This is a genomic window from Flavobacterium galactosidilyticum, from assembly GCF_020911945.1.
Taxonomy (GTDB): domain Bacteria; phylum Bacteroidota; class Bacteroidia; order Flavobacteriales; family Flavobacteriaceae; genus Flavobacterium; species Flavobacterium galactosidilyticum.
The window spans coordinates 1,927,487-1,944,779 of sequence record NZ_CP087135.1 but is presented as its reverse complement, the minus strand read 5'-3'; the positions used below and the strand labels follow the sequence as shown (position 1 = coordinate 1,944,779).

Sequence of the window (17,293 nt, the reverse complement as noted above, 5' to 3'; positions counted from 1 at the left end):
TAATTCGTGAAATCTATGTTTGAAAAATTTTAAACCTGAAACTTTAAACAAAATAAAAAATGAAAAGATTCATCGGTTTTATAAGAAAGGAATTCTATCACATTTTTCGTGATAGACGGTCCTTGTTCATTCTTTTTGGTATGCCAATCGCTCAAATATTATTGTTCGGTTTTGCTATTACAAACGAAATTAACAATGTTGATATTGCCATTTTAGACCACTCCAAAGATGTTGAAACCCAAAAGATTATTGATAAAATAAAATCGTCTCCTTATTTCAAAATAGAAAATCAAATTGACACCGAAAAAGATATCGAATCTGAATTTAAAAAAGGAAAAGTTAAAGCTGTGCTTATTTTTGAGACTAACTTCAGTAAAAATTTAGAAACTAAAAAAGTAGCAACTATACAAGCCGTTACTGATGCTACCGAACCTAACGTTGCTAACACAGTAGCGAATTACATAGGAGCATTAATTCAAAATGATCAATTACAAAAAAATAGATTAACCAGTAGTCAAATTAAAGTAGAAGTACAATCCCGTATGTTTTACAATCCTGAACTCAAAAGTGTTTTCAATTTTGTTCCCGGTGTTATGACTGTTATTTTAATGCTGGTTTCTGCAATGATGACTTCCATTTCTATTACACGAGAAAAAGAGCTAGGTACTATGGAAATCCTTTTAGTATCACCGCTAAAACCTTTTCAAGTTATTATTGGAAAAGTATTCCCCTATATTTTTCTATCCATCGTTAATGCAATAGTCATTTTAGTATTGGGCTTTTTTGTTTTCAAAATGCCTATCAACGGCAGTCTCTTTTTACTGATGTTTGAAAGCATTCTTTTCATACTATCGGCACTTTCATTAGGGATTTTAATTTCCACGATTTCAGATTCACAACAAACCGCGATGATGCTTTCGCTAATGGGATTAATGCTACCTGTTATTATTCTTTCAGGCTTCATTTTTCCTATCAGCAGTATGCCAATGCCCATGCAAGTGATAAGCAACATTATACCAGCAAAATGGTTCATCATCATTGTAAAAGCCATTATGCTAAAAGGAGTTGGTATACACTATATCTGGAAAGAAACGCTTGTTTTAGTTGGTATGACAATATTTTTTATCGCATTGAGTATAAAAAAATACAAAATTAGGTTAGAATAAAAGGCCCACTATTTTTACTTATAACTATCTAAATGAGAACAATATTATTCATAATACAAAAAGAATTTAAGCAAATTTTTAGAGATAAAAATATGATTAAACTTATCTTTATTTTACCCATTTTACAATTATTAATTTTGTCAAATGCGGCTACATTTGACGTGAAAAATATAAAAATAACTTTTGTAGACAATGACCAAAGTACCGAATCAAGAAAACTAATTCAATCCTTCAAAGCTTCATCCTATTTTAAAATTACAGCGCCATTTTTCTCTGAAAAAGAAGCAGTAGAAGAAATGCAAAAAGGCAACACGGACATTATAGTAAACATACCCAATCATTTTAGCCGAGATTTACAAATAGCACAAAAAACAACTATTTCAGTAACTATAAATGCTATTGATGCTGCAACTGCTGGCATTGAAAATGTGTACGTCTCACAAATCATAAATTCATTTAATAGAGACATAGGATCAAGCTCTAAATACTTCTCTGACAATAAAGAAGTTCCAGAAAACATACTTGTAATCCCTTCCTTTTGGTATAATAAAACGCTAAACTATAAAACCTTTATGGTGCCGGGAATTCTGGTTTTATTGGTTACGATGCTCACACTATTTTTATCTTCGATGAATATCGTTAAGGAAAAAGAATTGGGAACATTAGAGCAAATAAACGTAACTCCTATAAAAAAATACCAGTTTATAATTGGAAAACTATTCCCTTTTTGGATATTGGGATTGGTGATTCTAACCCTAGGTTTAGTGATTTCTAAAGTTGTATTTGACGTGCCAATGCTAGGTAATATTTTGTTAGTATATCTCTTTACAGCAGTTTATCTACTATTAGTATTGGGAATCGGACTCTTTGTTTCAAATCATACAGATACACAACAACAAGCCATGTTTATCGCTTGGTTTTTTATGGTTATTTTTATCCTAATGAGTGGCTTATTTACCCCAATTGAAAGTATGCCAAAATGGGCACAAAATATAACATTGATCAACCCTATTCGTTATTTTGTTGAAGTGATCCGAATGGTCATGCTGAAAGGTTCCAGTTTTTCAGATATTATTCCGCAGTTTGTAATTATAAGTTTGTATGCGTTTTTAATGAATGGTTTGGCAGTGTGGAGTTACAGGAAAACAAACTAATTTAGCATTAAATAGCTTATTTTTGCACTGACATTAAAAAAATTATGAAATAGTATGGAAGAAAAAAATTCGATAAATAAAGACTTAATCTTAAGAGAAAAACTAGCATTACAACGTACTACTCTAGCAAATCAATCTACGTTACTTTCCTTTTTAAGAACGGCAATGTACTTTATGGTTGCTGGTTTAAGTATAGGAAGTTTACTTAAAGTGGAACATAGTGAGATTATTGGAATTGTTTTTTTCATCTTTGCATTTGCTATTTTTATATTGGGATTGATTAACTTTTTCAAACAAAAAAAGTCAATCGTTAATAATAAAAAGCATGTTGGTAATTATCAGCTGGAATATTATGAAGATTAACAAGAAATAGGTAATTATTGTTTACAATAACTTCAATTTTATTTCTTCAAAAACAAATAGATTTTCAATATGACGAATTCGAAAACTCCAAGAAAAAAAACGATTCAAAACATTGCTTTTTTTATATTCATTGCAGCACTATTATTCACTCCTTTAGGCACTTTTGTAAAAGTTCAACTCAACAGACTCATTGTTTTTTCGCCAAAAACAATCGCAATACAAGATCAAAAAGCCCTATCAACCTACCAATGGCAATTACTAGATGCTGATGGAACAAATGTATCACTGCAAGATTATAAGGGCAAAGTAGTATTCATCAATTTTTGGGCGACTTGGTGTCCACCATGTATTGCTGAAATGCCTAGTATGCAAAAATTATATAATGATTATCAAAACAAGGTTGAATTCCTATTTGTCACTACTGATTCGTTTGAGAAAGCAAATACTTTTATGACAAAGGAAAAATTAAACTTGCCTGTATATCAATCAGTAACAAATCCTCCGCTTGAGTTAGAATCAGCAACAATTCCGGCCACTTATGTTATTGACAAACAAGGTAACGTTATCGTAGCAAAAATTGGCTCTGCTAACTGGAATAGTGATTCTTTTCGAGAGAAATTAGACGGCTATCTTAAATAATAAAAGTGACTTTTATTGATCAAATCAGGTGATAAAAAAGCATAATCAAATAATGCACTATTAAGTAAATCAAGGTTGCAACTACTAAAAATGTGATAAAAAGACCTACGATATTAAGTACAATATTAGGAATAAACCTTAATCGACGATGCGTTAATACGGGTTCCCGATGCAATCTTTCGTGAAAACTCTTCTTTATTATATTAATTTTATTTTTGATAGCATATACATTTTAGAGGAATCCATAACAATCCGAATTCCAAATTTCTAGTACTCTAAATTACATAATATTTTTAAGATACAGAATGATAATTCTTTTAAAAACAATTCAAAAAAAAAAGCCGACTTTTAATAAAATAAGAAGTCGGCTTTGCTTTTATATAAAATAGATTACAATGTGTAGTCAGTATTAATGAAATTAGATTCTTTACTATCTAGTAATGCTTGCAAAATTTGATTGTTATAATCGTTATCTTTCGAAGCTACAAAGGTTCTAATTGAAAAAGAACGAAGTGCATCGTGAATACTCAAAGTTCCCACAGCAGAGTCTTTACGACCTGTAAATGGATATACATCAGGACCTCTTTGACAAGAGCTATTCAAGTTCACTCGACACACTAAATTTACTAAAGTATCAATTAGCGGCGCAATGGTTTTGATATTTTTTCCAAATAAACTTACCTGTTGTCCGTAATTAGATTCGGCCATATCATTCAAAGGTTCTTGAATATCTTTGAACGTAATAATTGGTACAACAGGGCCAAACTGCTCCTCATGATACACTCTCATTTCTTTATTTATTGGAAATAAAACAGCAGGAAATATATAGTTTTCAGTGTGCTTTCCTCCTTTTTCATTAATGATTGCAGCTCCTTTACTAACAGCATCATTAATTAATTCTTGTATGTAAGCAGGTTTCTCTTTTTCTGGTAATGGTGTCAACATAACTGATTTGTCCCAAGGATTACCAAAAACAAGCGCATCTACTTTGGCAGTAAATCTTCTGTTAAATTCATCCGCTATACTTTCATGAATATATAAAATTTTCAATGCTGTACAGCGCTGTCCATTGAAAGATAGACTTCCTGAAATACATTCTTGAATAGCAAGATCTAAATCAGCATCTGGTAAAATAATTGCTGGATTTTTAGCTTCTAAACCTAAAATCAAACGCAATCTATTTTTGTTAGGATGTTGATCCTGCAAAGCAATTGCTGATTTACTATTTCCTATCAAGGCTAGAATATCAACTTTTCCAGACTTCATAATTGGTGACGCAACCTCACGTCCTCTACCATAAACAATATTAATAGTTCCCTTAGGAAAACTACTTCTAAAAGCTTCTAACAAAGGCGAAATTAATAAAACACCATGTTTAGCAGGTTTAAAAATAACGGTATTCCCCATTATCAATGCTGGAATTAGCAAAGAGAAAGTTTCGTTTAAAGGGTAATTGTAAGGTCCTAAACACAATACTACACCAAGCGGTCCACGACGTACCATTGCGTTAACACCTTGACTTTTAATAAAGCGAGAACTGTTACTATCTAATAACTTATAATCTTCAATGGTATCGTAAATATACTCTACCGTTCTGTCAAATTCTTTTTCAGAATCGCCTAATGACTTTCCTATTTCCCACATCAAGTATTTAACTACTTCGCTGCGAGTCTCTTTCATTTGCGTAACAAAGTTTGACATACATTTAATGCGGTCTGCTACTTTCATTGTAGGCCATAAACCTTGTCCGTTATTATACGCAACACTCGCAGCATTTACAGCTTCTAGAGCTTCAGCTTCTCCCATAGAAGGGATTGAACCTAATATTGTTGGCGCATATTCTTCAGTAGAGGAAATCGTTGAAAAAACAGCGGTAGTTTGACCTTCCCATTTTTTTAACTCACCATCAATTAAGTACGTATCTTGATTTAGTAATGTTCCTATCTGAAATTCTTCTGGTATTAAATTCATATTTAAGGTTTATAGTTGTGTTAATTCAAATAAATAAAAAGAGGCAATTGCCTCTTTACGTTTTAGGGTTCGACTACTTCGCCATCCCATTCAATAATTCCCCCCGTCAGGTTATAGGCATTTTCAAAGCCCAACTGGTTCATGATCTCACAAGTTTTAGCACTTCGCATTCCCGAACGACAATACACGTAATAGTTTTTAGTTTTATCTAAAACTTCTACTGCATTGACAAAATCCTGGCCGCTGTGAATATCAATATTAATTGAATTAGGTATAATTCCTTCGCTGCATTCCGCTTCGGTTCTCACGTCTAGAATAACTGCATTTTCGTCAGCTTCAAATTGAGATACCCAGTCTTCTTGTGTTAAATTCATAATAATTTCTTTTTTTACAAAATTACAACGTTTTTAACATACAATAAAGTCATATTTTGTTAATTAGACATTTTTCATAAGAAAACGTTTTCGAAAAACATTAACTATCAACAATCTACAAAATGAGCACTAATTTTTACGAAAAACAGCCTACTAAACCCATAGGTAAGTCTAAATAAGAAATATGTAATCAAGTAGTTATGAATTTTATTTTGTCTAAAAGTTCGAGGTCTATTCTAAGTTATTTAAACTACTTTTACACTACAAATGCCACAAAAAAGATTGAAATGCTTGATCCTATAAAAAAAATATTCCCCTCATTTTCGAATGAATTAGTAAAGGAAATTGAAACAAATGCTTCTACTCAATCCTTTGAAACTGATACTGTCATTATTCGAACTGGACAATATATCAAAAACACCGTTTTAGTCATTAGTGGCAAAATAAAGGTTTACCGTGAGGACGAAAATGGAGGCGAATTTTTTATGTATCATTTGCAACCTGGTCAAGCATGTGCAATTTCTATGATATGTGCGATCAAAAATGAAAAAAGCCAAATTATGGCTAAAGTTGTTGAAGATGTTGAACTAATCATGGTGCCTTTACCTCTCATGGATAAATGGATGATGGAACACAGAAGCTGGTACGAATATGTAATAAGTTCCTATCGTTCCCGTTTTGAAGAAGTACTAGAGGTTATTGACAATATCGCATTTAGAGCAATGGACGAGCGTTTAGAATTTTACTTAAAACGTCATGCAGACGTTTGTGGTTGTAACGAGTTGAAGTTGTCGCATCAAGAAATTGCCACTGAATTAAATACTTCGAGAGAAGTGATTTCTCGCTTGTTAAAAAAAATGGAGCAGCGCGGTTTAGTAACCTTATACCGCAACAACATTGAACTTTTAAAATAAATATCTATTACTCAATACTATTTATTTTAAAATTAAAGAACCCAAATTATTAGTTGCAAAAATTAAAAAATGGAATATTTAGGTTATCTACTTTCTATCATTATCGGACTTTCATTAGGATTAATTGGCGGAGGAGGATCAATTCTCGCCGTTCCTATTTTAGTATATCTTTTTAACATTCAACCAGAGCAAGCTACAAGTTATTCTTTATTTATTGTTGGAATCACAGCAATGGTTGGAAGTTATGGTCAATACCGTCTTGGTAATTTAAAGATTAAAGCAGCGCTTGTGTTTGCAATTCCTTCTGTACTATCGTTACTTTTTGTACGAGATGTACTTTTACCAAAAATACCTGCCGTATTATTTACTGTCGACTCTTTTGAAATGTCAAAAAATCTCGTAATAATGACGGTATTTGCTTTACTTATGATTGCAGCATCTATCTCGATGATACAAACAGCCGCTCCCAAAGAAATAGTACAGCGAGATGACCACCTTCGTATCGCAATAATTGGTCTTCTAGTGGGTTTTATTACGGGATTTCTGGGAGCTGGAGGCGGTTTTTTGATTATTCCAGCATTACTCTTCTTCGGAAATTTACCAATAAAACAAGCCATTGGCACTTCATTATTGATTATCTTTATCAATTCACTAATTGGCTTTGGGGGCGATGTTTTGAATGGAACAGATATCAATTATAAACTTCTATTTACTATTTCTGCAATTGCCCTTTTCGGAATGTTTATAGGAACTTATTTATCTAAAAAAATAGATGGAGACAAACTGAAGCCAATATTTGGTTGGTTTGTCCTACTAATGGGATTTTATATTATTATCAAAGAGTTTTTGCTTCACTAAAAAAATAGAATGTAACATTTATCACTGTATAACTCGAAAAACAGAGGTAAATTTGTAATTAAATTAAAAAACAACAATCATGCAAATAGAACAAATATACACCGGATGTCTAGCACAAGGTGCTTACTATATAACTTCAAATGGGGAAGCGGCCATCATTGATCCGTTACGCGAAACTAAGCCGTATTTAGACCGTTTACAAAGAGATGGAGTTACACTAAAATATATTTTTGAGACTCATTTTCATGCTGATTTTGTATCAGGGCACGTTGATTTAAGCAAAGAAACTGGCGCTCCTATTGTTTATGGTCCAAATGCCACCTGCGAATTTGACTGCGTTTCTGCTACTGATGGCCAAGAATTTGCCATTGGAAACATCAAAATAAAAGTGCTACATACTCCTGGTCATACCATGGAAAGTACTACTTATTTATTAATTGATGAAAACGGAAAAGACCACGCTATCTTCTCTGGAGACACCTTGTTTATTGGCGATGTGGGAAGACCAGATTTAGCACAAAAAGCTGCTTCAATGACGCAAGAGCAATTAGCGGCAATCTTGTTCCATTCACTTCGAACAAAAGTAATGACTTTAGGTGACGATGTGATTGTATATCCCGCTCACGGTGCAGGAAGCGCTTGTGGAAAAAATATGAGTAAGGAAACTGTTTCCACCATTGGTGAACAAAAAGCGAGCAATTATGCCTTAAGAGCAGATATGACAGAAGCCGAATTTGTAAAAGAAGTTACGGATGGTTTACTGCCTCCACCGGCTTATTTCGGAATGAATGTAGCTATGAATAAAAACGGATATAACAGTTTTGAGCATGTTCTAGATCTAGGAATGCATGCTTTATCTGTTGAGGAATTTGAAGTAGCTGCCGAAGAAACTGGTGCTTTATTATTAGACACTAGAAAAAATGGTGCGTTTGCAAAAGGATTCATTCCACAATCGATAAATATTGGAATTGATGGAGATTTCGCCCCTTGGGTAGGCGCTTTAGTAGCTAATGTAAAACAACCGATACTGATAATCTCTGAAGTTGGTCAGGAAGAAGAAACCGTTACGCGTTTAAGTCGTGTAGGTTTTGATAACCTAATCGGTCATCTTGCTGGCGGGTATGAAGCTTGGGCAAAAGCAGGAAAAGAACTAGATATCGTAAATAGAATTACGGCAGAACAATTTGCCAAAGAAGTAACGATCGGCGAAAGCAAAGTAATTGATATTAGAAAAGAGTCGGAATACGCTGCAGAACATGTTGAGGAAGCGTATAGCAAGCCTTTAGCAACGATAAACGAATGGATTAAAGATATCGATCCAAAAGAACATTTTTATTTACATTGTGCAGGTGGATACCGCAGCATGATTGCTGCTTCAATATTAGAAGCACGTGGATTTAGAAATTTTACTGAAATCGAAGGTGGTTTTAATGCGATTGCAAAAACAAATTTACCAAAAACAGATTTTGTATGCCAAAGCAAAGTTTTGAAATAAATAATAAGCGAAAAAATATGTGCCATGGAAGATAATAATTGTTGTGTTATTTCTTGCGAAAATCCGATAGATGCTTCGTATTGGGAAGCACAATATCAATCGAAAAGTATAGGTTGGGATTTAGGTTTTGTTTCCCCGCCTATTAAAGAATATATTGATAAATTAGAAAATAAAAACTGTTCCATTTTAATACCTGGATGCGGTAACACCTATGAGGCAGAATATCTTTTAGAACAGGGATTTACTAATGTTACGGTAATTGATATCGCTCCATCATTAGTAGCTGCGTTGAAGGATAGATTCAAAAATAACACGAATATTACGATTGTATTAGGCGATTTTTTTGATCATCAAGGAAAATATGATCTGATCATTGAGCAAACTTTTTTCTGCGCATTGCCACCGGCTTTACGCCAAAAATACGTTTATAAAATGCACGATCTTTTAGTTGAAAAAGGGATTTTAGCAGGTTTACTATTCAACAGATCATTTGAAAAAAGTCCACCTTTTGGTGGAAGCAAATCGGAATACGAAAAGCTATTTTCAGCAGCTTTTAAGTTTGAAAAAATGGACACTTGCTTGAATTCAGCTACTCCAAGGTTAAATTCTGAACTGTTTATTGGGTTAAAAAAGAATAGTGAAATAAATGTAAAGCTGTATAATTTTGGAGGTATCACTTGTAGTAATTGTGCAAAAACAATTACAGATAAATTTCTAGACATAGACGGAATTGTTAATGCTAGTATCAACAGCAATTTTACAGAAGTGCTTATTTGTAGTAAAAATGATATTGCAATTGAAATACTGCGAGACGTAATTTCCTATGACTCAAAATATACAATGGAGAGTATTTAAAAATAACTGTTCAGTTTTAAAAACGAATAAAATGAAAAACATACTATTTACAAATTGGCATCTAATGCGATTCGTTCGTCTTGCTATTGCGGTGTTTTTATTTAGCCAAGCCTACATTCTAAAAGATTGGATTTTCGTTGGTATTGGTTCATTTTTCTTGGTTCAAGTAATTTTCAACTTAGGCTGTGGTCCTGCTGGTTGCGCCGTACCTAACCATAAATACAACAAACGATGAGTAACTTCGATACAATTATCAATTCGGAAAAACCCGTATTAATCGACTTTTTTGCTACTTGGTGTGGGCCATGTAAAATGCTTGCACCTATTTTAAAAGAGGTAAAAGACAATTTAGGTGATCGCATTTCTATCATCAAAATTGATGTAGACAAAAACCAACAAATAGCTTCTAAATACCAGGTTCGTGGTGTTCCTACTATGATACTGTACCAAGAAGGAAAACAATTATGGAGGCAGTCTGGCGTATTGACTAAGGACGAAATCATAAGAGTAATTTTAGAGAAAAGTCACAAATAACTGGGGCTCAGAAGACTCACAAACTATTGCTTTTATGAATATGTATTTGTTACATATACTATCAACTTATAAATAACACTTACAGTACTTTGTATGGAAAACCATCCACAATTTAGACTTTCAAAATCAGAATCTTTATTTGTAAGAGGTCCACTAACTAGGTTAAAAAATCTATCTTTTGTATTTAAAGTGTTTTATCACTTCATAAGAGCATTTCAAAAAATGCATTTTATTGGACCATGCGTAACTATTTTTGGTTCAGCCCGATTTGGCCCCGAAACTAATCATTATAAAAGTGCTGAAAGAATAGGCGCTGGAATATCAAATTTAGGTTTTACAATAATGACTGGCGGCGGACCAGGAATCATGGAAGCAGCGAATAAAGGCGCTTATGAAGCTGGCGGATACTCAGTAGGTATAAATATTGTGCTTCCACAAGAACAATCACCAAATCCTTATTTACACAAATGGATTTACATCCCTTTTTTCTTTGTGAGGAAAGTGCTTTTAGTAAAATACTCGTATGCTTTTGTAGTGATGCCCGGCGGAATGGGAACCTTAGATGAATTGTTTGAAGCGCTAACTCTGGTTCAAAACAAAATTATTGCTGATTTTCCAATTGTAATTTTCGATTCCGAATATCACAAAGAACTCACCGGTCATATTCAAAAAATGGTGGATAGCGGAAGTATCAGTCCTGATGATATGAAACTTTTATTCATCACTGATTCAGAAGCCAAAGCAATAGAACACATCAGAAATCACACCATCAAAAAATTTGGGTTGACAAAATATAAATTTAAACCAAGATGGTGGCTTGGTGAAAAGAAGTAATACTATCCTACGAATTCCCTTCTATTCATATAAAAAACTCAAAAAAAAAAATCCAGTAAACTTTTCGCTTACTGGATTTCTTATTTAACTATTTCCGAATTTCATCCTTATCTAAGATGACTTTTAGAATATAAAATTATGCATCTAAATCAACTGTAGTTCTTGACGCAATTTCTTTATAAGTACCATTTACTAACTTTTCACGAATCGCTTCAAAAGCAGTAAGTGTTTGGTCAATATCCGCAAGCGTATGTGAAGCTGTAGGAATTACTCTTAATAAAATCATTCCTTTTGGAATAACAGGATAAATTACAATAGACAAGAAAATACCGTAGTTTTCTCTTAAATCATTTACCATAACCATTGCTTCAGGAACACTTCCTTCAAGATATACAGGAGTAACACAAGTATTAGTATCGCCAATATTAAATCCTTTAGTTCTTAAACCGCTTTGTAATGCATTTACATTTTCCCATAATTTATCTTTCAAACCTGGGTTGTCACGCAACATTTGCAAACGTTTCAATGATCCAATTGTTTGAATCATAGGTAATGATTTAGCAAACATTTGAGAACGCATATTGTATTTTAAGTAATCAATTACGTCTTTATCAGCTGCTACAAAAGCACCAATATTAGCCATCGATTTTGCAAAAGTCGAAAAATAAACATCAATATCATCCTGAACTCCTTGCTCTTCACCTGCTCCAGCACCAGTTTCACCTAGAGTACCAAAACCATGTGCATCATCAACTAGCAAACGGAAATTATACTTTTGCTTCATAGCAACAACTTCTTTCAGTTTTCCTTGTTGTCCACGCATTCCAAAAACACCTTCAGTGATGAATAAAATTCCTCCACCAGTTTCTTCAGCTAATTTTGTAGCACGTTGCAAGTTTTTTTCCATGCTTTCTACATCATTATGACGATAAGTAAAACGCTTACCCATGTGTAAACGAACTCCATCAATAATACATGCGTGAGCATCAACATCATAAACAATTACATCATTTTTAGTAACCAAAGCGTCAATGATAGAAACCATTCCTTGGTAACCAAAATTCAATAAATAAGCTGATTCTTTCATTACAAAAGCAGCTAACTCATTCTCTAATTGCTCGTGATATTTAGTCTGACCACTCATCATACGCGCTCCCATTGGGGCAGCAGCACCGTACTCTAGCGCAGCATCAGCATCAGCTTTGCGTACTTCGGGATGATTTGCAAGTCCTAAATAATCATTCAAACTCCAGTTCAGAACTTCTTTACCCTGAAACTTCATTCGTGGACCTAAATCACCTTCTAATTTAGGAAACACAAAATAGCCTTCTGCTTGCGAAGCCCATTTCCCTAGAGGTCCTTTATTGTTTTGAATTCTTTCGAATAAATCTTTTACCATAATATATCAAGTAATAATTCTAATTTTAAGAAGTTGCAAAATTAATTATTTAAATCTTATAAAAGACTTGAAACCAAATTTATTTTTTAGTAGTTATCACAATGAGTATCAGGAGCTATTTCCTGCTCTACACTATATCTTTTATGCCACACCAAAGATTACTTAAACATGCCCAAGGATGGCATAAAAGGATGCCGTTGCGATCAGGGCTAAAAGACCGATTTAAATAATAAACTTTGTATATTTGAACAAATATACTCAATACGATTAATATGTCACAAGATACAAAAGAATTAAAACTTGCCGTTCTCATTGATGCTGACAATGTTCCATATAGCAACGTAAAAGGAATGATGGAAGAAATTGCTAAATATGGAACTCCTACTACCAAAAGGATTTATGCAGATTGGACCAAACCAAATGCTGGTGGCTGGAAAAGTGTTTTACTAGAACATGCCATCACTCCCATCCAACAATATAGTTATACAGTAGGTAAAAACTCGTCAGATTCAGCAATGATTATTGACGCCATGGATTTATTGTATTCTGATAAAGTAGATGGCTTTTGTATCGTTTCTAGTGATTCTGATTTTACCCGACTGGCAATTCGCTTGAGAGAATCAGGCATGAAAGTCATTGGTATTGGAGAACAAAAAACACCTAATTCTTTTATTGTTGCCTGTGATCGTTTTATTTATATCGAAGTTTTAGATGGCGCAATCAAGAAAAAAGCTAAAAAGTCTGCTGCTGATACGAAGAAACCAGCAGGAAAACCAGTTGAAAAATTAGTCGAAAAACCAGTTGAAAAATCGCTAAACAAAATAGATACGCAAACAATCGAACTTATTGAAACTACAATCGAAGATATTTGTGATGATGATGGTTGGGCATTTCTAGGAGATGTAGGAAACCTTATCGTCAAGAGAAAACCAGAATTTGATCCACGAAATTATGGTTTTGCTAAATTAACGCCAATGCTTAAATCATTAACTGATATTTTAGAAATTGACGAAAGAGATTCTGAAAAAAGAGGAATTAAACACGTTTACGTACGTTTGCGTTTTAGTTAAATACAGTTTAGAACTAGAAAAAAATTGAAAATATAAGCAATACAAACACAGCAGTTGCTTTCGCCAAAAAAGGCAATTTCTGTCATAATACTGGCGAAGGAGGATTGACTCAATTTCACCAGCAAGGAGGTGATGTAACTTGGCAAATAGGAACTGGATATTTCGGTTGTCGTAATGAAAACGGTGGATTTAAAAAAGATAAGCTTGCGAATAAATCTAATTTTCCCGTAGTAAAAATGATAGAAATAAAATTATCGCAAGATGCTAAACCAGGTCACGAGGAGTTTTACCTGCAGCGAAAAACAGAGAACAAATTACTAAAACAAGAGGCGTACAGCCACATACAACTATGTTTTCCCCTTCAGGTCATTCAGCATTTTCAGATAGTAAAGGTTTGATAGAATTTGTTGCTACACTGCGTAAACTTTCAAATGGTAAGCCAATTGGTTTCAAGCTATGCATTGGTAAAACCAGTGAATTTGAAAATATCTGTCAAGGAATGATTGCTCAAAACTGCTATCCCAATTTTATTACTGTTGATGGAACAGGAGTAGGACCACTAGAATTTGTCGATGGTTTAGAAATCCCATATGAACCTGCGCTGATTTTCGTCAACAAAACACTAGTTCGTTACGATAGAACTAAAATACGTGTAATTAGGTAGTGGCAAAATTATTTCTGGCTATTCCGTTCGTAAAGCAATAGCATTAGGAGCAGATAAAAATAAAAATCCCAAATTCCAATTATAACAATCGGAATTCGGGATTTAAAAACTGGTATTACTTTATTATTTCTTTGCTAGTGCAGCACTCATTTCCATAGAAATTGCTGAACGCTCCATTTTTAATTTTCCTGACATCGTTTCAACAACAACTGTTGTATCAGCTAATTCAGAAACTTTTCCATGAAGACCGCTTTTTGTGATGATTTTATCACCTACTTTTAAAGCGCTTTCAAATTCTTTTTCACTTTTTGCTCTTTTTTGTTGTGGTCTAATCATAAAGAAATAGATCACCACAAACATTAATATAAACGGTGCAAATTGAGTTAATTGTTCCATAATTTTAATTCTCTTTTTATTTATTAATTATTACATTAAACCACGACCAGCTTTAATAATTCTTTTACTGGCTTGAAGTTCTTTTACTAAATTATCTAAAATTCCGTTGATAAAAATACTACTTTTTGGGGTAGAATACTCTTTTGCAACTTCTAAATATTCGTTAAGCGTTACTTTTACCGGAATCGATGGGAATTTCAAAAATTCACAAATTGCCATTTTAAGGATAATTGTATCGATTTCTGCAATCCTTTCGCTATCCCAGTTTGGAGTTTTGTCTAAATACTCTTTAGCTAATTCTTTTTCGTTCAAAACTGTTTTTCTAAACAAATCTTTCACGAAATCCTTATCCTCATTGTCTTTGTATAATTTTGGCACTCTGAAATTGTCATTTTCTCCAGATTTAATTGCTTTCAATTGCTTAATGATATGCGTATTTACTAGCGGAATATCATCAACCCAAGTCAATTTATCATCTTCTAAATAGTCATACAATTTCTCGTTTGGAACAATAACTTCCATAAACAAATCAACAATAAATTGTCTGTCTTCTTCAAATGTATTTACTGAATTACTCATATAATCAGCGTACAATTTGCTCGCCTTAATATCAGTTAAAAGCAATAAAATATAATCGTCATTTAAAGTCCAATTATTGATTTTACGGTTTTCAAGCGCAATACTTAATGAGTTGTTTTCGGAAAGAATTTGAAAAATTTGATTTTTGATAAATTTCTCGTTTGGAGTACGCTCCTCAGGAGTTGCAAGATGCTTAAGACTTGATTTATGTAAAAAGATAGTTTCTGTTTTACATATTTCAATTAGCGAAGAAAGCATAATAAGGTATAAATCTTGAATATTATCGATACTGTAAAAAAGAAATTTTTCTTCTTTCTCTAGATTATCTGAACCGCTTTGATGCATCGCATAAATGGACTGCATAACTTTAACGCGAATGTGTCTTCTATTTACCACCTTGTAAGAACTTTTATTAATTAGCGTGCAAAAATAATCATTTCCTTTTTTAAAATAAAATATATACCAATTTATTTTTTAGCACTGACTCTTCAGATTTTAGTATTCAATACAAAAAAAAGACTACCAACTTATTTTATGCTGCTAATGTTAGGATCGTTCTTCAAGAGCAACTTTTACTACTATTGCCTCAAATGCTAAAAAAAATAGTTACCACGAATTTCACAATTCTCGCAATTCCAAAGACTAAAATAAGAGCTTCACGAATCTAATAATGAAGTTTTAATTTAATTTGTGAAAAATAGCGTAATTCGTGGCTAAACTATTTTATAACTTTTTTTTCAATGCAATTTCATAAAATCTTTTTCACAGATATTTATAGACCATTGCCACACTAAAAACTATTTTTTACTGTTCTCTAATTTTCTTCGAGCAATACGGTTTTGAGCAATTGTCAAAGCAGCCTTATGCGTTGTAATCTTATTAGCAATGGCAAAATCAAATATTTCTAAAGTAGTATTATAGATATTTTCTGTCTTACGCATAATTTCCGCTTTATCATAATGCGCTAATTCTGCATATACATTTATAATTCCACCAGCATTAATCAAGAAATCTGGTGCATATAGAATCCCTCTTTCTTGTAGAATTGCACCGTGAACATTTTCGTCAGCCAATTGATTGTTAGCTGCTCCAGCAATTACTTTCGCTTTTATTTTATGAACAGTGTTATCATTTAAAGTCGCTCCCATAGCACAAGGTGCATAAATATCAACATCAGCGGTGTATAAATCTTCACCTCTATAAATTTCAGCGTGATACTTTGCACTTACTTCATTTAATTTTTCTTCGTTGATATCTGCAATAGTTACAATCGCTCCTTCTTTAGTCAAATAATCTACTAAAGTTTCGCCCACGTGTCCAATTCCTTGAACTAACACTTTTTTTCCGCTTAAAACATCTGAACCAAACTGTTGTTTTGCAGCTGCTTTCATTCCCATATAAACACCGTAAGCTGTAACTGGAGAAGGATTTCCAGAGCCACCTCTTGCTTCAGAAATTCCAGTAACATAAGGTGTAACGTCTCTAACGATGTCCATATCGCTGGTTTCCATCCCTACATCCTCAGCAGTAATATATCTTCCGCTTAATGAATGAACAAACTCACCAAATTTCCGCATTAATTCTGGTGTTTTCTGAGTTTTAGCATCGCCAATAATAACGGCTTTGCCCCCACCAATATTCAATCCAGTAATCGCCGCTTTAAAAGTCATTCCTCTCGAAAGACGCAAAACATCATTTAGTGCTTCCCACTCATTAGCATAATTAAACATTCGTGTACCTCCTAAAGCTGGCCCCATTACTGAATTATGAATACCAATAATTGCTTTTAAACCCGTATCTTTGTCGTTGCAAAATACAATTTGCTCGTGATCATCAAATGACATTTGTCCAAAAACGGGATCCATTTTTTGAAGTTCCTTTCCTGTTGTGAAAGCTGCATTCATAGTATAAGTTTTTATAGTGATAAGATTATGAATTTGTCAAAAAGACAATTCAAATTTACGTAAAAAATAAACATGCGTTGTTATTTGCATAAAAAAAATATCAAATCGATAATTTGATTACAAT

20 protein-coding genes are annotated in these 17,293 nt (G+C 33.1%); 14 read left to right on the top strand and 6 right to left on the bottom strand.

Annotated features, from left to right (window positions below):
- Positions 1 to 59: 59 nt before the first annotated feature.
- The 4 genes from LNP27_RS08585 to LNP27_RS08570 all read left to right on the top strand — a co-directional run bounded on the left by LNP27_RS08585 (position 60) and on the right by LNP27_RS08570 (position 3,322).
- Positions 60 to 1,166 carry an ABC transporter permease gene (locus tag LNP27_RS08585; protein WP_229941232.1) on the top strand — a complete coding sequence of 369 codons (1,107 nt, stop codon included), beginning with the start codon at positions 60 to 62 and terminating at the stop codon, positions 1,164 to 1,166.
- A gap of 32 nt (positions 1,167 to 1,198) precedes the next feature.
- The gene (locus tag LNP27_RS08580) at positions 1,199 to 2,320 is read left to right on the top strand and encodes an ABC transporter permease (protein WP_229941231.1); all 1,122 of its coding nucleotides are present in this window, start codon (positions 1,199 to 1,201) and stop codon (positions 2,318 to 2,320) included.
- A 54-nt stretch (positions 2,321 to 2,374) separates the two neighbouring features.
- The gene (locus tag LNP27_RS08575) at positions 2,375 to 2,683 is read left to right on the top strand and encodes a DUF202 domain-containing protein (RefSeq protein WP_229941230.1); all 309 of its coding nucleotides are present in this window, start codon (positions 2,375 to 2,377) and stop codon (positions 2,681 to 2,683) included.
- 69 nt (positions 2,684 to 2,752) lie between these two features.
- Positions 2,753 to 3,322: a TlpA family protein disulfide reductase gene (locus LNP27_RS08570; protein WP_229941229.1), complete on the top strand. Its 570-nt coding sequence runs from the start codon at positions 2,753 to 2,755 to the stop codon at positions 3,320 to 3,322.
- Positions 3,323 to 3,712: 390 nt separating this feature from the next.
- Here the strand turns inward: LNP27_RS08570 and LNP27_RS08565 are convergent, their stop codons facing one another.
- Positions 3,713 to 5,293: an NADP-dependent glyceraldehyde-3-phosphate dehydrogenase gene (locus LNP27_RS08565; protein WP_229941228.1), complete on the bottom strand. Its 1,581-nt coding sequence runs from the start codon at positions 5,291 to 5,293 to the stop codon at positions 3,713 to 3,715.
- A gap of 62 nt (positions 5,294 to 5,355) precedes the next feature.
- Positions 5,356 to 5,667, bottom strand: coding sequence for a rhodanese-like domain-containing protein (locus LNP27_RS08560; RefSeq protein WP_229941227.1), 312 nt, complete (start codon positions 5,665 to 5,667; stop codon positions 5,356 to 5,358).
- A gap of 287 nt (positions 5,668 to 5,954) precedes the next feature.
- Between LNP27_RS08560 and LNP27_RS08555 the strand changes: the two genes are divergently transcribed.
- The 7 genes from LNP27_RS08555 to LNP27_RS08525 all read left to right on the top strand — a co-directional run bounded on the left by LNP27_RS08555 (position 5,955) and on the right by LNP27_RS08525 (position 11,157).
- On the top strand, positions 5,955 to 6,581 hold the full coding sequence (locus tag LNP27_RS08555; RefSeq protein ID WP_229941226.1) for a Crp/Fnr family transcriptional regulator: 627 nt from the start codon (positions 5,955 to 5,957) through the stop codon (positions 6,579 to 6,581).
- Between the two features lie 69 nt (positions 6,582 to 6,650).
- Entirely contained in the window at positions 6,651 to 7,439 is a 789-nt protein-coding gene (locus LNP27_RS08550; protein WP_229941225.1) for a sulfite exporter TauE/SafE family protein, read from the top strand.
- A 79-nt stretch (positions 7,440 to 7,518) separates the two neighbouring features.
- Entirely contained in the window at positions 7,519 to 8,934 is a 1,416-nt protein-coding gene (locus LNP27_RS08545) for an MBL fold metallo-hydrolase (protein ID WP_229941224.1), read from the top strand.
- Positions 8,935 to 8,958: 24 nt separating this feature from the next.
- Complete coding sequence (locus LNP27_RS08540) at positions 8,959 to 9,789, top strand: methyltransferase domain-containing protein (RefSeq protein WP_229941223.1); 831 nt, start codon at positions 8,959 to 8,961, stop codon at positions 9,787 to 9,789.
- Positions 9,790 to 9,820: 31 nt separating this feature from the next.
- Entirely contained in the window at positions 9,821 to 10,024 is a 204-nt protein-coding gene (locus LNP27_RS08535; RefSeq protein ID WP_229941222.1) for a hypothetical protein, read from the top strand.
- Positions 10,021 to 10,323 carry a thioredoxin gene (trxA, locus tag LNP27_RS08530; protein ID WP_229941221.1) on the top strand — a complete coding sequence of 101 codons (303 nt, stop codon included), beginning with the start codon at positions 10,021 to 10,023 and terminating at the stop codon, positions 10,321 to 10,323. The genes LNP27_RS08535 and trxA overlap by 4 nt, the downstream gene beginning before the upstream one ends.
- A gap of 93 nt (positions 10,324 to 10,416) precedes the next feature.
- Positions 10,417 to 11,157, top strand: a complete 741-nt coding sequence (locus LNP27_RS08525; RefSeq protein ID WP_229941220.1) for an LOG family protein — start codon at positions 10,417 to 10,419, stop codon at positions 11,155 to 11,157.
- A gap of 136 nt (positions 11,158 to 11,293) precedes the next feature.
- Here LNP27_RS08525 and capB read toward each other — a convergent pair whose 3' ends face one another.
- Positions 11,294 to 12,556 carry a cysteate-C-fatty acyltransferase gene (gene capB / locus LNP27_RS08520; protein WP_229941219.1) on the bottom strand — a complete coding sequence of 421 codons (1,263 nt, stop codon included), beginning with the start codon at positions 12,554 to 12,556 and terminating at the stop codon, positions 11,294 to 11,296.
- 272 nt (positions 12,557 to 12,828) lie between these two features.
- Between capB and LNP27_RS08515 the strand changes: the two genes are divergently transcribed.
- From LNP27_RS08515 to LNP27_RS15290, 3 genes are all read left to right on the top strand, one after another.
- Positions 12,829 to 13,626 (top strand): NYN domain-containing protein, encoded by a 798-nt coding sequence (locus LNP27_RS08515; protein WP_229941218.1) that lies wholly within the window; start codon positions 12,829 to 12,831, stop codon positions 13,624 to 13,626.
- A gap of 104 nt (positions 13,627 to 13,730) precedes the next feature.
- On the top strand, positions 13,731 to 14,024 hold the full coding sequence (locus LNP27_RS15295; protein ID WP_346432384.1) for a hypothetical protein: 294 nt from the start codon (positions 13,731 to 13,733) through the stop codon (positions 14,022 to 14,024).
- Positions 13,940 to 14,290 carry a glutamate synthase-related protein gene (locus LNP27_RS15290; RefSeq protein ID WP_346432404.1) on the top strand — a complete coding sequence of 117 codons (351 nt, stop codon included), beginning with the start codon at positions 13,940 to 13,942 and terminating at the stop codon, positions 14,288 to 14,290. The genes LNP27_RS15295 and LNP27_RS15290 overlap by 85 nt, the downstream gene beginning before the upstream one ends.
- Before the next feature lie 123 nt (positions 14,291 to 14,413).
- Here the strand turns inward: LNP27_RS15290 and yajC are convergent, their stop codons facing one another.
- From yajC to LNP27_RS08495, 3 genes are all read right to left on the bottom strand, one after another.
- A complete protein-coding gene (yajC, locus tag LNP27_RS08505; protein ID WP_229941217.1) occupies positions 14,414 to 14,686 on the bottom strand; it encodes a preprotein translocase subunit YajC in 273 nt (90 codons plus the stop codon).
- A 30-nt stretch (positions 14,687 to 14,716) separates the two neighbouring features.
- Positions 14,717 to 15,628 (bottom strand): transcription antitermination factor NusB, encoded by a 912-nt coding sequence (nusB, locus tag LNP27_RS08500; RefSeq protein ID WP_229941216.1) that lies wholly within the window; start codon positions 15,626 to 15,628, stop codon positions 14,717 to 14,719.
- Between the two features lie 434 nt (positions 15,629 to 16,062).
- A complete protein-coding gene (locus tag LNP27_RS08495; RefSeq protein ID WP_305070157.1) occupies positions 16,063 to 17,169 on the bottom strand; it encodes a Glu/Leu/Phe/Val family dehydrogenase in 1,107 nt (368 codons plus the stop codon).
- Positions 17,170 to 17,293: the final 124 nt, after the last annotated feature.

Excerpts from the sequence above, each read along its gene's own strand:
- LNP27_RS08585 (WP_229941232.1), top strand. The coding sequence starts at position 60 with ATGAAAAGATTCATCGGTTTTATAAGAAAGGAATTCTATCACATTTTT.
- LNP27_RS08580 (WP_229941231.1), top strand. The coding sequence starts at position 1,199 with ATGAGAACAATATTATTCATAATACAAAAAGAATTTAAGCAAATTTTT.
- LNP27_RS08575 (WP_229941230.1), top strand. The coding sequence starts at position 2,375 with ATGGAAGAAAAAAATTCGATAAATAAAGACTTAATCTTAAGAGAAAAA.
- LNP27_RS08570 (WP_229941229.1), top strand. The coding sequence starts at position 2,753 with ATGACGAATTCGAAAACTCCAAGAAAAAAAACGATTCAAAACATTGCT.
- LNP27_RS08565 (WP_229941228.1), bottom strand. The coding sequence starts at position 5,293 with ATGAATTTAATACCAGAAGAATTTCAGATAGGAACATTACTAAATCAA.
- LNP27_RS08560 (WP_229941227.1), bottom strand. The coding sequence starts at position 5,667 with ATGAATTTAACACAAGAAGACTGGGTATCTCAATTTGAAGCTGACGAA.
- LNP27_RS08555 (WP_229941226.1), top strand. The coding sequence starts at position 5,955 with ATGCTTGATCCTATAAAAAAAATATTCCCCTCATTTTCGAATGAATTA.
- LNP27_RS08550 (WP_229941225.1), top strand. The coding sequence starts at position 6,651 with ATGGAATATTTAGGTTATCTACTTTCTATCATTATCGGACTTTCATTA.
- LNP27_RS08545 (WP_229941224.1), top strand. The coding sequence starts at position 7,519 with ATGCAAATAGAACAAATATACACCGGATGTCTAGCACAAGGTGCTTAC.
- LNP27_RS08540 (WP_229941223.1), top strand. The coding sequence starts at position 8,959 with ATGGAAGATAATAATTGTTGTGTTATTTCTTGCGAAAATCCGATAGAT.
- LNP27_RS08535 (WP_229941222.1), top strand. The coding sequence starts at position 9,821 with ATGAAAAACATACTATTTACAAATTGGCATCTAATGCGATTCGTTCGT.
- trxA (WP_229941221.1), top strand. The coding sequence starts at position 10,021 with ATGAGTAACTTCGATACAATTATCAATTCGGAAAAACCCGTATTAATC.
- LNP27_RS08525 (WP_229941220.1), top strand. The coding sequence starts at position 10,417 with ATGGAAAACCATCCACAATTTAGACTTTCAAAATCAGAATCTTTATTT.
- capB (WP_229941219.1), bottom strand. The coding sequence starts at position 12,556 with ATGGTAAAAGATTTATTCGAAAGAATTCAAAACAATAAAGGACCTCTA.
- LNP27_RS08515 (WP_229941218.1), top strand. The coding sequence starts at position 12,829 with ATGTCACAAGATACAAAAGAATTAAAACTTGCCGTTCTCATTGATGCT.
- yajC (WP_229941217.1), bottom strand. The coding sequence starts at position 14,686 with ATGGAACAATTAACTCAATTTGCACCGTTTATATTAATGTTTGTGGTG.
- nusB (WP_229941216.1), bottom strand. The coding sequence starts at position 15,628 with ATGCAGTCCATTTATGCGATGCATCAAAGCGGTTCAGATAATCTAGAG.
- LNP27_RS08495 (WP_305070157.1), bottom strand. The coding sequence starts at position 17,169 with ATGAATGCAGCTTTCACAACAGGAAAGGAACTTCAAAAAATGGATCCC.